The sequence below is a fragment of the Burkholderia sp. BCC0419 genome (assembly GCF_902830285.1).
GTDB lineage: Bacteria > Pseudomonadota > Gammaproteobacteria > Burkholderiales > Burkholderiaceae > Burkholderia.
Genome location: NZ_CADESR010000016.1, coordinates 40593 through 55277, shown reverse-complemented (window position 1 = coordinate 55277; position 14685 = coordinate 40593). Strand labels below are relative to the sequence as shown.

The window sequence follows — 14685 nt, the reverse complement described above, 5'->3', positions numbered from 1 at the left end:
TATTTTACGAGAATGCCAGCCACGCCCAGCCAACCGCCTCATGCCATGTTGCCCGCCCCGCTCGCGGAGCGCGTGATCGCGCTCGCCGACGAAGCGGCAACCGAGGCCTTCGGCACGCGCTTCGCGCACGCGCTCGACGCAGCGCGCATCGAGCTCGACCGCGTCCATGCGTTCGACGGGCTGCAGATCCAGCTGGTCGGCGATCTCGGCGCGGGCAAGACGAGCCTCGTACGCGCGATCCTGCGCGGCCTCGGCCACCAGGGACGCGTGCGCAGCCCGACCTATACGCTCGTCGAGCCGTACGCGCTCGAACGCAGCGATGGGGAACTCGAGGTCTATCACTTCGATCTGTATCGATTCAACGATCCGGCCGAATGGTCCGACGCAGGCTTTCGCGAATATTTCAATTCCAGCGCGATCTGCCTCGTCGAATGGCCGCAACAGGCGGGCGCCCTGCTCGGCGTGCCCGATCTGGTTTTCTCGCTCGACGTGGACGGCGACGGCCGCGCTCTCACCGTCCGGGCGTACAGCGCTTCAGGAAAGGCATGTCTCGAAAGATGTTGATCAAACCGTTCCGCTCGATCGAATCGGCGGCCACCGCGACGCACAACTGGCGGCGCCGTCAGATCCTGCGCGCGGGGGCGTCGACGCTGGTGCTCGGTCTCGTCGCGCCGCGGCTCGCGCACGCGTCGTCGGTGCTCGGCGTGCGCGTGTGGCCCGCGCGCGATTACACGCGCGTCACGATCGAATCCGACCAGCCGCTGCAGAATAGCCAACAGCTGCTGCAGGGTCCCGACCGGCTCGTCGTCGACCTGAGCGGCCTCGACCTCGACCAGGCGCTGCGCGACCTCGTATCGAAGATCGCGCCGAACGATCCGCAGATCCAGTCGGTGCGCGTCGGCCAGTATCAGCCGCACGTCGTGCGGATGGTGTTCGACCTGAAAGGCTCGGTGAAGCCGCAGGTGTTCACGCTGCCGCCCGTCGGCACGTACAAGTACCGGCTCGTGTTCGACCTGTATCCGGCCGTTGCGCCCGATCCGCTGTCCGACCTGATCGCGCAGACGGAACGCAAGGAACAGGCGCTCAACGACAACGCGCGCGCGCAGCAGATGCAGCCGCCGTCCACGCTGGCCGGCCCGGGCACCCCGCCGCCCGCCGCGGGCGACAACAGCGACGCATTCTTCCAGCGTTTCGCGCAGAACACGCCCGCCGCGCCGCATGCGCCGCCGGCCGCCGGCACGCCGTCGACGCCCGCGAAGCCGGCCGTCAAGCCGCCGCCCGTCATCGCGCGCCGCGACGACAACGACGACGACGGCGACACCTACAAGTTCACCGCGCCGAAATCGGGCAAGGGCGGCACCGTGCGCCTGCTGACGGTCGCAATCGACCCGGGCCACGGCGGCGAGGATCCGGGCGCGATCGGCGGCGGCGGCACGTACGAGAAGCACATCGCGCTCGACATCGCGAAGAAGCTGCGCGCGAAGATCGACGCCGCGCCGAACATGCGCGCGATGATGACGCGCGACGCCGATTTCTTCGTGCCGCTGAACGTGCGCGTGCAGAAGGCGCGCCGCGTCGGCGCGGATCTCTTCGTGTCGATCCACGCGGACGCGTTCACGACGCCGTCCGCACGCGGCTCGTCGGTGTTCGCGCTGTCCGACCACGGCGCGACGAGCGCCGCGGCGCGCTGGATGGCGAACAAGGAGAATTCGTCGGACCTGATCGGCGGCATCAACATCAAGACGGCGGACGCGGCGGTGAACCGCGCGCTGTTCGACATGTCGACGACCGCGCAGATCCGCGACTCGCTGCGCTACGGCAACTACGTGCTGAAGGAAGTGGGCGGCATCAACAAGCTGCACAAGGGCTCGGTCGAGCAGGCCGGGTTCGCGGTGCTGAAGGCGCCCGACATTCCGTCGATCCTCGTCGAGACCGCGTTCATCAGCAACCCGGATGAAGAGCGCCGGCTCAACGACGACAGCTATCGCGACGAGATGGCCGACGCGATCTTCCGCGGCATCAAGCGTTACTTCGCCGCGAATCCGCCGCTCGCGAAGAACCGGATGGCCTGAGCGCCGCCCGTTCCCTGCCGCCGGCACGCAGCGCGTGCCGGCGCGTCACGACGCCGCGAAGCGGCTCAGCAGTTTCCCGCCGAACACGTTCACCGCGAGCCCGCCCATCACGAGCGCGGCGCCGACCAGTTGCGCTTGCGTCAGATGCTCGTCGAGCAGCAGCGCCGACGACGCGAGCCCGACGATCGGCACCAGCAGCGAGAATTGCGCGACCTGCGCGGCCGGGTAGCGCGACAGCAGGCGGCTCCATAGCCCGTAGCCGAGCAGCGTCGCGACGAACGCGAGATAGACGACCGCGAAGATCGACGCGCCGTCCAGCCCGGCGAGCGCGGTCGCGATCCGCTGCGGCCCTTCGAACCACAGCGACAGCAGGAAGAACGGCACGGGCGGCACGAGGCTTGCCCACACGACGAGCGACACGAGGTTCGCCTTCCCGACCTTCTTCGTGACGATATTACCGACGGCCCACATCGCGGCCGCGCAGATCGTCAGCAGGAAGCCCGCGAGCGTCATCGCGCGGCCGCCCTGCGCGGCGATCACGGCGAGCCCGCCCGCGGCGATCGCGAGCCCGATCAGGTTCTGCACGCGCAGCCGCTCGCCGAGGAACAGCATCGCGAACACCAGTGTGAAGAACGCCTGCGACTGCAGCACGAGCGACGCGAGGCCGGCCGGCATGCCGACGTACATGCCGGTGAACAGGAACACGAACTGGCCGAGCTGGATCGTCGCGCCGTACAGCACCAGCAGCGGCCACGAAATCTGCGGCCGGCGCACGAAGAACACCGCGGGCACGGCCGCGAGCGTGAAGCGCAGCGCGCCGAGCAGCATCGGCGGCATGCCGTGCAGGCCGACCTTGATCACGACAAAGTTCACGCCCCACGCCAGGATCACGACCAGCGCGAGCAGCAGGTCCTTCGGGGCCATCATCGGCGTCTCCTCGATGGTTGGATGATTTCTGAAGCCGGTCAGTCTACCGGGTTTGCCGCCCGGCCCGATACCCGCGCGGCGCGCATGGAATCGGCGGCGCGCGCAGCGGCTTGTGCAACGCGGCGGATGCCGCACGACGCGTGCCTGCCGCGGCCGCCTCGCGCCGCCAGTACAATGACCGGCAATCCAGCCGTTCCCCACGAGGCCCGCCATGACCGACTCGATCAAAGCCCTGCTGAAGCCGCACGTACGCGACATCGGCAACCTGCAGGTGCGCCGCACGCTGCCCGCACTCGCCGCACGCCTCGTCGGCCCGTTCATCTTCTTCGATCACATGGGGCCCGCGGCGCTGCCGGCCGGCACGGGGCTCGACGTGCGCCCGCATCCGCACATCGGGCTCGCAACGGTCACCTACCTGTTCGACGGCGCGATCCTGCACCGCGACAGCCTCGGCTCGCTGCAGGAAATCGTGCCGGGCGACGTGAACTGGATGACGGCCGGCCGCGGGATCGTCCACTCGGAGCGCACGCCCGACGCGCAGCGCGCCAGCGGCCACACCGTGCACGGGATCCAGACCTGGGTCGCGCTGCCGCAGGCGCACGAGACGACCGAGCCGTCGTTCGAGCACCATGCGGCCGATACGCTGCCCAAGCGGAACGAAGACGGCGTCGCGCTGACGGTGATCGCCGGCGACGCGTTCGGGCTGCAATCGCCCGTGACGACGTTCTCGCGCACGCTGTACGTCGCCGCCGAATTCGCGGCCGGCGGCCGGCTCGAACTCGATGCGTCGCACGAAGAGCGCGCGGTCTACGTGGTCGACGGCGAGCTCGCGATCGACGGCACGCCGGTGCCGGCCGAACAGATGGCCGTGCTCGCGCCGGGCGCGACGGTCACGCTGACGAGCGGCAGCGGCGCGCGCGCGATGCTGCTCGGCGGCGACCGGATCGACGGCGAACGCTACATCGAATGGAATTTCGTCGCGAGCAGCCGCGACGCGATCGAGCGTGCGAAAGCGGCGTGGACGCGCCAGGAAATGGGCAAGGTGCCGGGCGAGACCGAATGGATTCCGCTGCCCGAATCGAAGCCGCGTTGAAAAAGCGGCGCGCCGCCCCCATCCTGACGATATTCGAACGGAAGAGAACGACATGGACACCACGCTTGCCACATTCGAGAAAGACGTCATCGAGGCGTCGCTGGACACGCCCGTGCTGGTCGACTTCTGGGCGCCGTGGTGCGGCCCCTGCAAGACGCTCGGCCCGCTGCTGGAAAAGCTCGAAGCCGACTATGCAGGCCGCTGGAAGCTCGTGAAGGTCAACGTCGACGAGAACCAGGAACTCGCCGCGCACTTCCAGACGCGCAGCATCCCGCACGTGATTGCGTTCGCCGACGGGCGCCCGGTCGACCAGTTCGTCGGCGTGCTGCCCGAAGGCCAGTTGCGCGCGTTCCTCGACCGGCTGCTGCCGGCGGCCGAGGAAGCCGAGCGCCGCGCCGCGCAGTACGCGATGGCCGAACAGCGCTTCGACGACGCACTCGCGCACCTCGAAGCGGCGCTCGCGCTGAACCCCGGCTACGACGACGCGCGCCTCGACCTGATCGAGCTGCTGCTCGCGCGCAACGAGGTCGACGCCGCGCGCGCCGAGACCGAGCGCCTGTCGCCGCAAACCGTGCAGAACGGCGACCCGCGCTACCAGGCGATCAAGACCCGTTTCGACGCGCTCGACGCCACGGCCGACCTGCCGCCGACCGACGCGCTCGAAGCGCGCATCGCGGCGAACCCGGCCGATCTCGACGCGCGCTTCGACCTCGCGCAGAGCCTGATCGCACGGCGCGCGTACGAAGGCGCGCTGGAACAGTTGCTGGAAATCGTGACGCGCGATCGCGCGTACGGCGACGACCTCGGCCGCCGCACGATGATCTCGGTGTTCGAACTGGCCGGCGATCGCCCCGACCTCATCGCCGCGTGGCGACGCAAGCTGAGCATGGCGCTCAACTGACCTGACGCACGACCGGCCGGGCCGCGATGGCCCGGCTGGCTTGCCGTATCGCTCGCGGCGCGTTACCCGCGCCGCGGTATCACCGTTCCCTGCCCGCGCGTCGCGCGCTCAGCCGGCCGCCTGTGCCGCGATCGCCCGCAACGCATGCGCGGCAGCCGCGAACCCGAAGCTCGCGGTCACGCACACGCTCGAACCGAAGCCCGCACAGTTGAGCCCCGCGACGTGCGCGGCCGCGGACGGCTCCGCGCCGTCCTCGATGTCGCAGGCGGCCGCTTCCGGATAGATCAGCGGCTCGTCCGAATACACGGCGCTGACCTTGAAGCGCGCCTTCGGCCCGCGCGGAAAACCGTGCTGCTTGCGCAACTGCGCGCGCACCTTCGACAGCAGCGGATCCTGGATCGTCAGCGCGAGATCGTCGATGCGGATGCGCGTCGGGTCGAGCTGCCCGCCCGCGCCGCCGACGACGATCAACGGCTGCCGTTTCGCGACGCACCACGCGATCAGTGCGACCTTCGTGCGCACGCTGTCGATCGCATCGATCACGTAGTCGAAGCCGCCGCCGAGCAGCGCGTCGAAGTTGTCGGGCTCGACGAAATCCTCGATCCGGTTCACGCGGCATGCGGGATCGATCAGCGCGATCCGCTCGGCCATCGCGTCGACCTTCGGCTTGCCGTAATTGCCGTCGAGCGCATGGATCTGCCGGTTCGTGTTGCTTTCCGCGACGTTGTCGAGATCGATCAGCGTCAGCGTGCCGACCGCGTTGCGCGCGAGCGCCTCGGCCACCCACGACCCGACGCCCCCGATCCCGATCACCGCGACGTGCGCCCGCTCGAACGCGGCGGCGGCCGGCGCGCCATACAGGCGCGCGACACCGCCGAAACGCCGCGCGCGATCCACGTCAAGCTGGATTTCCGGGGTCGGGGTAAGATCAGAAGAACTGGGCGGGGCAGCGTCGGCGGAGGACATGGCAGCAAGGAAAACGTAAGTCGTGCAGCCCTCTATTTTGCCTGAACTCCCCGCTCCCACACGCCACTGTGCACGCACGATTCTTGCGCGTTCGCTATACTGGCCCCAGATTGAAGCGTTTGCATAACATGACGACTCTCGCCGATCTCCGCATCAACTATTCGCGTGCTTCGCTCGACGAAGCCGATGCCGCCCCCGACCCCTTCGCCCAGTTCGATCGCTGGTTCAAGGAGGCGCTCGCCGCCAAGCTGCCCGAGCCGAACACGATGACGCTCGCGACCGTCGGCGCCGACGGCCGGCCGTCAGCCCGGATCGTGCTCATCAAGGGCGTCGACGAACGCGGGTTCGTCTTCTTCACCAATTACGAAAGCCGCAAGGGACACGATCTCGCCGCGCATCCGCAAGCCGCGTTGCTGTTCTACTGGATCGAGCTCGAGCGCCAGGTGCGCATCGAAGGCCGGATCGAGAAAACCAGCGCGGAAGAAAGCGACCGCTATTTCGCGTCACGCCCGCTCGGTTCGCGCATCGGCGCATGGGCGTCCGACCAAAGCGCCGTGATCGACAGCCGCGCGACGCTCGAAGCGCGCGAACGGGCCGTCAGCGAACGCTACGGCGACAACCCGCCGCGCCCGCCGCACTGGGGCGGCTACCGCCTCGTGCCCGACGCGATCGAGTTCTGGCAGGGGCGCCCGTCGCGGCTGCACGACCGCCTGCTCTATACGCGCGACGCCGCGGCGTCGCCGGGCTGGACGATCTCGCGCCTGTCGCCGTAAGCGCGGCGCCGGCGCACGCCGGTCGTGTCTCGTGTTGCATCCGGGCGCCCGCGCCGCAAGCGGCGGGCGCCGGTCAAGATACTTGGCTGTATTCGATTCAACGAACAAACGGAGAATCCAAATGTTCTGGGAAAAGAAGCTGGCACAGTGGGCGGATGAAGTACGGGCGAAAGCGAACATACCGGCGCGACTCGTGCTGTGGAACGGCGATCAACTCGATTTCGGCACCTTCAGCGCACCGCAGGTCACGCTGAAGGTGAACAGCGCGTCGGCGTTGCCGCTGCTGCTCGAACCGAGCCTCGACAATCTCGGCGAGGCGTACGTGAAGGGCAAGATCGACATCGAAGGCAAGCTGTCGGACATCATCAACATCAGCTACTCGCTCGCGCGCAGCACCGTGACGAGCGCAAGCAAGCTCGCACGCGTGAAGCGCTACTTCAATCACACGAAGAGCACCGACAAGAAGGCGATCCAGTACCACTACGACGTCTCGAACGAGTTCTACCAGTTGTGGCTCGACGAGAACATGGTGTACTCGTGCGCGTACTTCGAGAACGGCGACGAGGATCTCGCCACCGCGCAGATCAAGAAGATCGACCACATCCTGACGAAGATCCAGCTCGAGCCCGGCCAGCGCCTGCTCGACATCGGCTGCGGCTGGGGCGCGCTCGTGCTGCGCGCCGCGCAGAAGTTCGGCGCGACGTGTCTCGGCGTGACGCTGTCGCAGAACCAGTTCGACCTCGCGACCGCGCGCGTGAAGGCCGCGGGGCTGGAAGACAGGATCGAGATTCGTCTGCAGGATTACCGCGAGATCGAAGGCCAGTTCGACCGCATCACGAGCGTCGGGATGTTCGAGCACGTCGGCCGCAAGAACCTGCCGCTCTACTTCTCGCGCGTGCATGACCTGCTCGCCGACGACGGCATCGCGATGAACCACGGGATCACGTCGACCGACGCGGAAAGCGGCGAAACCGCGCTCGGCGGCGGCGAATTCATCGATCGCTACGTGTTCCCGGACGGCGAGCTGCCGCACATCAGCCTCGCGCTCGAAGCGGCGCAGCGCGGCGGACTCGAGGCGGTTGACGTCGAAAGCCTGCGCCGGCACTATGCGCGCACGCTCGATATCTGGACGGAAAACTTCGAAGCGAAAGCCGAAGAAGCGAGAAAGCTCGTCGACGACGAAAAATTCCGCATCTGGCGCGTGTATCTGGCCGGCTGCGCGTATGCGTTCGAGCACGACGACGTGTCGATCTTCCAGATCGTGTGCCGCAAGGCCGGACGCAGCGCGAAAACGCTGCCGTGGTCGCGGCGCTACATGTACGAACACGCGCTGCCGCGCTAGGCGGCGCCTCACGCTGGGCATGCATGGGTGACGGCAGGACGCGGCGCAAGACGCCGCCGCAACGACAGCAGCGCGACGACGCCAACGAGTCGCACGCCGACGGACAATTCGACCTGTTCGGCGTGCCGACGGACGCCGCACGCGCGTCGCCCGCGAGCAACGACCGCCCCGCCAGCCCCGATGAGCACGTGACGCCGGACGCGCAGGAAGACGCGCGACCGACGCCGCCCGCCCGTACGATCTCCCGCCCCGCCGCCGCCGCCGACGACGACGACGAGCCTGCCCCTTCGTCCGGCCTGCTGTGGGACGAGCCGACCCCGCCGGCCGCCCCGCCGAAGAAAGGCCGCCGCAAGCGCGGCGTACTGCCTGCGTCGATCCCGGCGGACGTGGCCGACGCCGCGGCCGGGCTGCCGCCGAACGTGCGGCTCGGCACGTCGTCGTGGTATTTCCCCGGCTGGAACGGCATCGTCTACGACGGCGATTTCGCGCAGACGAAGCTGTCGCGCGAAGGGCTCGAAGCGTACGGCGCGCATCCGCTGCTGAAGAGCGTGAGCCTCGACCGGTCGTTCTACGGGCCGCTGTCGGTGGCCGACTACCTGCGCTACGCGCAGCAGGTGCCCGACGATTTCCGCTTCGTCGTGAAGGCGCCGGCCGCGGTGACCGACGCGGTGATCCGCGGCCGGCGCGGCGAGCCGTCCGGGCCGAACCCGACCTTCCTCGATGCGCCGCTCGCCACCCGCGAATTCGTCCAGCCGTGCCTCGACGGGCTCGGCCGGAAAGCCGGCGTGCTCGTGTTCCAGTTCTCGCCGCTGCCCGATCAGCTGCTCGCGGAGCCGGCCGCGCTGATCGACCGGCTCGCCGCGTTCTTCGCGGCGCTACCGCCGCTGCCGCCGGACGCCGACGGCACGCGTTACGCGATCGAGATCCGCGACGCGAGCCTGCTCACGCCGCGCTTCATCCGCGCGCTGGCCGCGCTCGGCGTGCGCTACTGCGTCGGCCTGCATGCGCGGATGCCCGACCCGCTGCGCCAGGCCGCCGCGCTCGCGCTGCTCGACGGCGACGCGCCGGGCCCGCTGATCGTACGCTGGAGCCTGCACGGCGGCTTCAAGTACGAGCAGGCGAAAGCGAAATACGAGCCGTTCGACAAGCTCGTCGACGAGGATCCGGCCACGCGCTCGGCGCTCGCCGAACTGGCCGCGCGCTACGCGCTGGCCGGGCAGCCGGTGATCATCACGATCAACAACAAGGCGGAAGGCTCCGCGCCGCTGTCGTGCATCGCGCTCGCACGCGAAATCGCCGCCGCGTGCGCGCAGTGGCGCAACGAGGCGGCGTGACGTCGGTTTCGCCGGCTTCCGCGACCGACGCTCAGGCGCCGCGCAGCGACTTCAGCCGGTGCGAGAACTTCTGCCGGAATTTCGCGAGCTTCGGCCCGATCACGACCGAGCAATAGCCCTGCCCCGGATTACGCGCGTAATAGTTCTGGTGATAGTCCTCGGCCGGCCAGTAGTTGCCGTCGAGCGGCACGACCTGCGTGACGATCGGTTGTCCGAACACCTGTTCGCGTTCGAGCGTGCGGATCACGTCGAGCGCCGTGTCGCGCTGCGCATCCGAATGCGTGAACACGACCGACCGGTATTGCGTGCCGACGTCGTTGCCCTGCCGGTTCAACTGGGTCGGATCGTGCGTCGCGAAGAAGATCTCGAGGATCTCGCGATAGCCGATGCGCGCCGGATCGAACGTCACGTTGACGACTTCAGCGTGGCCCGTGTCGCCTTCGCAGATGTCGCGATAGCCGGGATTGCGCGTATGGCCGCCCGCGTAACCCGACTGGACGGCCGTCACGCCGTCGACGTCGAGAAACACGGCCTCCGTGCACCAGAAACACCCGCCTCCGAGCGTCGCGGTTTCAAGCATCTCGTTCCCCATGAAATCAGTCCCTCGTGGATGACGGCAGCCGGCACGCAGGTGCCGGCGCCCTCGTTTCGCATCGCCGCTGCCCGCCCGCGGTGCGGGACGCAGCGGCACTCCGGCAAGTATCTCACTCGCGCGCGAACCTGGCAGATCGGCCAGGTGCCGCACGCGCTCCGTCGCGGCTTTCTCGTCTACACTTAGACACGCGCCAGCGACGGCCAACCTGTCGCGCCCGCGCAGCGTCCGATGCATGCCCGACCCCGATGCCAACATCATCTGCCGGAACATCGATATGCACGCCTTGACAGACATCGCCTGCCTCGCGGGCCTGGTCGCCGACACGCCAATCGCACCATCGCGATGGCGCGCGCCCGTTTCACCGCGAGCACCGCGCGGCAACCCTTCGCCTTTTCCCGCTTTCACGACCTGATGCACGACATCGCGCGCGTCGCCGACGCGTGCCTCCGCCTGCCGCTCGCGCCGCCGGCATGATGCGCGCCGCGCGGCAACCGCAGTCCGCACGCCCGCAATGAACGGCCGTGCGTCCACGATCCGACACCACCGAGAGGGCATCACCATGAGCATGCGGCCTGACCCGACGTTTCACGCTTCGCCCGAGCTTGCGATGCAGGCGCCGGCGGAGGAGTTTGCCTATACGTTGTTGCTGAGCCCCGATTTTTCCAGACCCGACGCGCTCGCCGTGATTGACGTGAAGCCCGGTTCGTCGACGTACGGCAAGATCGTGCATACGGTGACGATGCCGAACACCGGCGACGAGTTTCACCACTTCGGCTGGAATGCGTGCTCGTCGTCGCTGTCGCCGCTGACCGGCCATGCGTTCCTCGAGCGCCGCTTCCTGATCATCCCCGGCCTGCGCTCGTCGCGCATCTACGTGATCGACACGAAGCCGCATCCGACGCAGGCGCGCATCCACAAGATCATCGAGCCCGACGAGATCTTCGCGAAGACCGGCTATTCGCGGCCGCACACCGTGCATTGCGGCCCCGAGGGCATCTACGTGAGCACGCTCGGCGGCGCGGGCAAGGACGGCACCGACGGCGCGCCCGGCATCTTCATCATGGATTGCGAGACCTTCGACGTGCTCGGCCGCTGGGAGATCGACCGCGGCCCGCAGGACAAGCATTACGACTTCTGGTGGAACCTGCCGCGCGACTACATGGTGTCGAGCGAATGGGCGCTGCCGCCGCAATTCGAGAACGGGATCGTCCCCGAGGATCTGCTCGCGAACAAGTACGGGCATCGGCTGCATTTCTGGGACCTGCGCGCGCGGCGCAACGTGCAGACGATCGATCTCGGCGCGCAGCACCAGATGGCGCTCGAAGTGCGGCCCGCGCACGACCCGGTACGCGAATACGGATTCGTCGGCGTCGTGGTCGATACGACCAATCTCGAAGGCTCGATCTGGACCTGGTGGCGCGAAGGCGGCCAGTTCCATGTGAAGAAGACCGCGACGATTCCGGCCGAGCCGGCCACGGCCGACGCGCTGCCGCCGCTGCTGCAAGGATTTGGCGCGGTGCCGCCGCTCGTGACCGACATCGACCTGTCGCTCGACGACCGCTTCCTGTACGTGTCGTGCTGGGGCACCGGCGAGATGCGCCAGTACGACGTGTCGGATCCGCACAACCCGGTGCTCGCGGGGTCGGTGCGCATCGGCGGCATCGCGCGCCGCGCGCCGCACTCGAACGGCCGCACGTTCGCGGGCGGCCCGCAGATGGTCGAGATCAGCCGCGACGGCCGGCGCGTGTACTGGACCAACTCGCTCTATTCGACGTGGGACGACCAGTTCTATCCGGACGGCGTGCCGGCCGCGCAGGTGCTCGCGCACGCGGGGCCGGACGGCGGGCTGACGCTCGCCGACGACTACTGGGTCGAATTCCCCGAAGGCTATCGCGCGCACCAGATCCGGCTCGAAGGCGGCGACTGCTCGACCGACTCGTTCTGCTATCCGTCGGTCAAGCGTTGAGCGCCGGCCTTCATGCGCCGTTTGCGTTATGGGCGGCCGTGCTCGCGAGCGGCGTCTATCACGGGCTCAACCCGGCGATGGGCTGGCCGCTCGCGGTGTCGAACGCGCTGATGACGCGCCGCGGCGGCGCGCTCGTCGCGGCGCTCGGCTATCTCGCGCTCGGTCATGCGCTCGCCGTCTTCGCGGTGATGCTGCCGTTCGGGCTGCTTGCCGCGCTGCTCGCGTGGCAGTCGGCGATCCGGATCGGCGCGAGCGCGCTCGTGATCGGCTTCGGCGCGGTGCTGCTGATCCGGCGCCGGCATCCACGGGCGCTCGCGCGGATTCCGCCGGCGCGGCTCGGCCTGTGGTCGTTCGCGGTCGCGCTCGCGCACGGCGCGGGGCTGATGCTCGTGCCGATCTACCTCGGCCTGTGCGGGCTCGACCGGGATGCCGGCCACCGCGCGGCGGCGATGCTCGTCGATGCGCATCTCGGGATGGCGCTCGTCGTCGCGGCCGTGCATGCGGCCGCGATGATCGCCGCCGGCGGCGGGCTCGCGTGGCTCGTGTACCGCTATCTCGGATTGAAGTTCGTGTCGCGGAGCTGGTTCAATCTGGATGCGGTGTGGGCGTCGGGCCTGATCGTGACGGGTGCGCTGTCGCTCGGGCTGGCGGCGGCGCGATAGTGCGGGGCAGCGATGCCGGGTGGAACAACAGGGTGCCAGCCGGAACGGCCGTACCGTTGAAAAACGCGACAGAACGGCGCTGCCGGCCGCGCACCGCAGTGTTCGCTACGCCACCCTGCCGTCGCGCTGCGCCGCCCGACCGGGCCCGGCGGCCCCGATTCCGCTAAAATCGGGCCATGCGCACCCCTTCCCACTCGACCGCGTTGTCGTCTTTCGTCCGCCGCGCCCGTCACGCCCGTGTCGTGTCGCGCCCGCTCGTCCCGTTCCGGATGGCCGCCCGATGAGCCACGCCAATCCGCCGGATTTCGACGCGGCCGCCTTCCGGCAGGCGCTCGGCCAGTTCGCGACGGGCGTGACGGTGATCACGACGCAGGCGCCGTCCGGCCAGCTGATCGGCATCACCGCCAGCTCGTTCAATTCGGTTTCGCTCGATCCGCCGCTCGTGCTGTGGAGCCTCGCGCACAAATCGGCGTCGACGCCGGTGTTCCGCGGCAACAGCCATTACGTGGTGAACGTGCTCGCGGCGTCGCAGCTCGACCTGTGCAAGCGCTTCTCGACCTACAAGGGCGATCGCTTCGAAGGGATCGCGCATGCGGCCGGCAACTCGGGGATGCCCGTGCTCGACGGCGCACTCGCATGGTTCGAATGCCACAACCGCAGCCGCTACGACGAAGGCGACCATGTGATCTTCGTCGGCGAAGTGGAACGCTGCGGCGTACGCGCCGTATCGGAAACGGCACCGCCGCTCGTGTTCCACGGCGGCGGCTTCCACGGCCTCACACCGCTTTGATCGCCCCCGTGCGCGCCAGGCCGACCGGCGCGCCGGCCTCGTCCTTCAGCGTCTGCAGCACGATGTTCGAACGGATGTCCATCACGCCCGGCGCCTTGTAGAGGCGATTCAGCACGAAATCCGAATAGTGCTTGAGGTTGTGCGCGAGCACGCGCAGCAGATAGTGGCTCTCGCCCGTCACGACGAACGCGCCGACCACCTCCGGCCATTCGCGCAGCGCTTCCGCGAAGCGCTCGTGCCATTGATTCTCTTCGTTGCGCATCGACACCTGCACGAACGCCTCGAGCTCGAAGCCGAGCTTCTCGCGGCTCAGGCACGCGCGATAGTGCTCGATCACGCCCTGCTCCTCGAGCAGGCGCATGCGGCGCAGGCAGGCGGATGGCGAAAGCGAGATGCGTTCGGCCAGGTCGAGATTGCTGATTCTGCCTTCCTCCTGCAGTACCGCCAGAATCCGGCAGTCGGTGGCATCGAGCGTGATCGCGTGCATTTTTGGTCCCCGTTTTCCCTCTCAGTCGAATTATCTGCCAATCTGGCGGATTGTCCATGTTTATTTCGCAAGCACTTTCTGCGAGCGTCCACCTATCATTCGAAGCATCGACTCACGCTTCGTCATGCCATGGACACACTCTGGGACATCTCGCCGCCTGTCAGCCCCGCCACCCCCGTATGGCCGGGCGATACGCCCGTTTCCGTCGAACGCGTGTGGCGCATGGAGGCCGGTTCGCCGGTCAACGTCGCGCGCCTGACGCTGTCGCCGCACACGGGCGCGCACTGCGACGCGCCGCTGCACTACGACGCCGACGGCGCACCGATCGGCGCGGTGCCGCTCGACACCTATCTCGGCCCGTGCCGCGTGATCCATTGCATCGGCGCATCGCCGGTCGTGCGGCCGGCCGACCTCGCGGCCGCGCTCGACGGCGTGCCGCCGCGCGTGCTGCTGCGCACGTACCCGCGCGCCAGCGTCGAGCAATGGGACAGCGATTTCTGCGCGGTCGCGCCCGACACCGTCGACCTGCTCGCCGCGCACGGCGTGAAGCTGATCGGCATCGATACGCCGTCGCTCGACCCGCAGGAATCGAAGACGATGGATGCGCATCACCGCGTGCGCGCGCACCGGATGGCGATCCTCGAAGGGATCGTGCTCGACGACGTGCCGCCCGGCGACTACGAACTGATCGCGCTGCCGCTGAAATTCGCGACGCTCGACGCGAGCCCCGTGCGCGCGGTGCTGCGCGCGCTGCCCGCGCAGGCCTCCTGATTACCC

At 68.5% G+C, this 14685-nt stretch carries 16 protein-coding genes; 12 read left to right on the top strand and 4 right to left on the bottom strand.

All coding sequences use genetic code 11. The features are described from left to right. Positions 1–12 precede the first annotated feature (12 nt). Complete coding sequence (gene tsaE / locus HWW87_RS36180) at positions 13–564, top strand: tRNA (adenosine(37)-N6)-threonylcarbamoyltransferase complex ATPase subunit type 1 TsaE (RefSeq protein ID WP_175824283.1); 552 nt, start codon at positions 13–15, stop codon at positions 562–564. Then, positions 546–2072: an N-acetylmuramoyl-L-alanine amidase gene (locus HWW87_RS36175; protein WP_175824282.1), complete on the top strand. Its 1527-nt coding sequence runs from the start codon at positions 546–548 to the stop codon at positions 2070–2072. Before tsaE ends, HWW87_RS36175 begins: the two co-directional genes overlap by 19 nt. Before the next feature lie 45 nt (positions 2073–2117). On the opposite strand, the gene HWW87_RS36170 is transcribed toward HWW87_RS36175, so the two are convergent. Then, the gene (locus HWW87_RS36170) at positions 2118–2996 is read right to left on the bottom strand and encodes an EamA family transporter (RefSeq protein ID WP_175824306.1); all 879 of its coding nucleotides are present in this window, start codon (positions 2994–2996) and stop codon (positions 2118–2120) included. Between the two features lie 214 nt (positions 2997–3210). Here HWW87_RS36170 and HWW87_RS36165 point away from each other — a divergent pair, with 214 nt between their 5' ends. Beyond that, entirely contained in the window at positions 3211–4092 is an 882-nt protein-coding gene (locus HWW87_RS36165; protein WP_175824281.1) for a pirin family protein, read from the top strand. A 52-nt stretch (positions 4093–4144) separates the two neighbouring features. Then, positions 4145–4993, top strand: coding sequence for a thioredoxin (trxA, locus tag HWW87_RS36160; protein ID WP_174390107.1), 849 nt, complete (start codon positions 4145–4147; stop codon positions 4991–4993). A 108-nt stretch (positions 4994–5101) separates the two neighbouring features. Here trxA and HWW87_RS36155 read toward each other — a convergent pair whose 3' ends face one another. Then, on the bottom strand, positions 5102–5959 hold the full coding sequence (locus tag HWW87_RS36155; RefSeq protein WP_053526310.1) for a tRNA threonylcarbamoyladenosine dehydratase: 858 nt from the start codon (positions 5957–5959) through the stop codon (positions 5102–5104). Between the two features lie 128 nt (positions 5960–6087). Here HWW87_RS36155 and pdxH point away from each other — a divergent pair, with 128 nt between their 5' ends. The 3 genes from pdxH to HWW87_RS36140 all read left to right on the top strand — a co-directional run bounded on the left by pdxH (position 6088) and on the right by HWW87_RS36140 (position 9408). After that, positions 6088–6732 (top strand): pyridoxamine 5'-phosphate oxidase, encoded by a 645-nt coding sequence (pdxH, locus tag HWW87_RS36150; RefSeq protein WP_175824280.1) that lies wholly within the window; start codon positions 6088–6090, stop codon positions 6730–6732. A gap of 121 nt (positions 6733–6853) precedes the next feature. Further along, positions 6854–8074, top strand: coding sequence for a cyclopropane-fatty-acyl-phospholipid synthase family protein (locus HWW87_RS36145; RefSeq protein WP_175824279.1), 1221 nt, complete (start codon positions 6854–6856; stop codon positions 8072–8074). Between the two features lie 23 nt (positions 8075–8097). After that, positions 8098–9408, top strand: a complete 1311-nt coding sequence (locus HWW87_RS36140) for a DUF72 domain-containing protein (protein ID WP_175824278.1) — start codon at positions 8098–8100, stop codon at positions 9406–9408. Between the two features lie 31 nt (positions 9409–9439). Here the strand turns inward: HWW87_RS36140 and msrA are convergent, their stop codons facing one another. After that, on the bottom strand, positions 9440–10000 hold the full coding sequence (msrA, locus tag HWW87_RS36135) for a peptide-methionine (S)-S-oxide reductase MsrA (RefSeq protein ID WP_175824277.1): 561 nt from the start codon (positions 9998–10000) through the stop codon (positions 9440–9442). 345 nt (positions 10001–10345) lie between these two features. On the opposite strand from msrA, the gene HWW87_RS37495 reads away from it, so the two are divergent. The 4 genes from HWW87_RS37495 (at position 10346) to HWW87_RS36120 (ending at position 13421) form a co-directional block, all read left to right on the top strand. Next, a complete protein-coding gene (locus tag HWW87_RS37495) occupies positions 10346–10477 on the top strand; it encodes a hypothetical protein (protein WP_279608069.1) in 132 nt (43 codons plus the stop codon). Positions 10478–10562: 85 nt separating this feature from the next. Beyond that, complete coding sequence (locus tag HWW87_RS36130; RefSeq protein ID WP_175824276.1) at positions 10563–11969, top strand: selenium-binding family protein; 1407 nt, start codon at positions 10563–10565, stop codon at positions 11967–11969. After that, positions 11966–12631 carry a hypothetical protein gene (locus HWW87_RS36125; protein ID WP_175824275.1) on the top strand — a complete coding sequence of 222 codons (666 nt, stop codon included), beginning with the start codon at positions 11966–11968 and terminating at the stop codon, positions 12629–12631. The genes HWW87_RS36130 and HWW87_RS36125 overlap by 4 nt, the downstream gene beginning before the upstream one ends. Before the next feature lie 280 nt (positions 12632–12911). Then, positions 12912–13421, top strand: a complete 510-nt coding sequence (locus HWW87_RS36120) for a flavin reductase family protein (RefSeq protein ID WP_174389026.1) — start codon at positions 12912–12914, stop codon at positions 13419–13421. Here the strand turns inward: HWW87_RS36120 and HWW87_RS36115 are convergent. Continuing rightward, positions 13408–13908: an Lrp/AsnC family transcriptional regulator gene (locus HWW87_RS36115; RefSeq protein ID WP_006477992.1), complete on the bottom strand. Its 501-nt coding sequence runs from the start codon at positions 13906–13908 to the stop codon at positions 13408–13410. The two genes, HWW87_RS36120 and HWW87_RS36115, sit on opposite strands and share 14 nt — an antisense overlap. A gap of 129 nt (positions 13909–14037) precedes the next feature. Here HWW87_RS36115 and kynB point away from each other — a divergent pair, with 129 nt between their 5' ends. Further along, positions 14038–14679 carry an arylformamidase gene (gene kynB, locus HWW87_RS36110; RefSeq protein WP_175824274.1) on the top strand — a complete coding sequence of 214 codons (642 nt, stop codon included), beginning with the start codon at positions 14038–14040 and terminating at the stop codon, positions 14677–14679. Positions 14680–14685: the final 6 nt, after the last annotated feature.